Raw genomic sequence first — 1,183 nt, forward strand, 5'->3', positions numbered from 1 at the left:
TGTGTAGGTCCAGGCAGATGTGAGACTGGGTGAGCCGCGCTTGCACCGGGCTGGGGGCATGCCCCCAGCCCGGTGCGAATTCGGTTTATAACCGAACGAGAAGGCCTCAAAAGGGAGTTGCAACACAACCCTGGAGGCTCTCATGCAGTTCAAAGCGCTGCACAAAACCGTCTATAAGCTCTACAGCTATGCCCGTACACAGGAATGTCTCGACGCCCATCGCCAGCACCATGAAGAACGCGTGCGGCTGTGGCAGGCCCACAAGGCGGAGGGGCTGAACGATGAGGCCTGCCAGCGTCTGAGCGGCATCTCTCGGGCCAGCTACTACCGGTCCAAGCGCGCCCTGGCGGCGCTGGACCGAGGCGTTACCCCTCCATCCAAGGCTCGCAAGCGCCAGAACAAGCGCCGGTGGGGCGAGGCGGAAAAGCAGCTCGTCCTGACCATCCGCCGCGCCAACCCCCCCTATGGCAAGGAAAAGATCGCCATCATCATCAACCGCGACCACGGCCGCGCCATCAGCGTCAGCACCGTCGGGCGGATCCTCAAGCACCTGGCGGAAAAGGGGCTCATTCAGCGATCACCATCCGCCCTGCGCGCCAAGCGTAAACGCACCTTCAAGGGCCGCCATGCCCAGCCGTGGACGTACAAGGATTACAAGGACATCAAGATCGGCGAGCGCGTCCAGATCGACCACATGACCGTCACCAGAAACGGCCTCGTCTGCAAGCACTTCCAGGCCTGGGACCGTCGCTCGAAATTCATCCACGCCCAGGTCTATTCCAACGCAAAGAGCTCCTCCGCCAAACGGTTCCTCCAGGAATTCATAGAAAAATCGCCGTTCACGGTAATATCAATACAGGTCGACGGCGGCTCCGAGTTCATGGCCGAGTTCGAAGACGCTTGCGCCGAACTCAGCATTCCCCTCATCGTCTTGCCGCCAAAAAAGCCCACCTACAACGGCGGCGTCGAAAGAGGAAACAGAACCTTCCAGGAGGAGTTCTACTTCCAGCCAAACCTCCTCGCCGACACCATCGGTGCCATGCGCTACGAACTTTCCAAAGCCGTCAACAAATACAACTCATACAGGCCCCATCGCGCCTTGAACGGCCTGACCCCGCTCGCGTACCTTCAAAACGCTCTCAAGGAGCCTTCTCCAGAGTCTCAGGCAGCCTGAACCCATACA

At 59.8% G+C, this 1,183-nt stretch carries 1 protein-coding gene; it reads left to right on the forward strand.

Annotated elements, in window-relative coordinates:
• Nucleotides 1–142: 142 nt before the first annotated feature.
• Nucleotides 143–1,174 (forward strand): integrase core domain-containing protein, encoded by a 1,032-nt coding sequence (locus tag GGD88_RS18425; protein ID WP_184438254.1) that lies wholly within the window; start codon nucleotides 143–145, stop codon nucleotides 1,172–1,174.
• Nucleotides 1,175–1,183: the final 9 nt, after the last annotated feature.

Origin of the sequence: Roseospira goensis (assembly GCF_014197795.1) — a bacterium.
Classification (GTDB): domain Bacteria; phylum Pseudomonadota; class Alphaproteobacteria; order Rhodospirillales; family Rhodospirillaceae; genus Rhodospira; species Rhodospira goensis.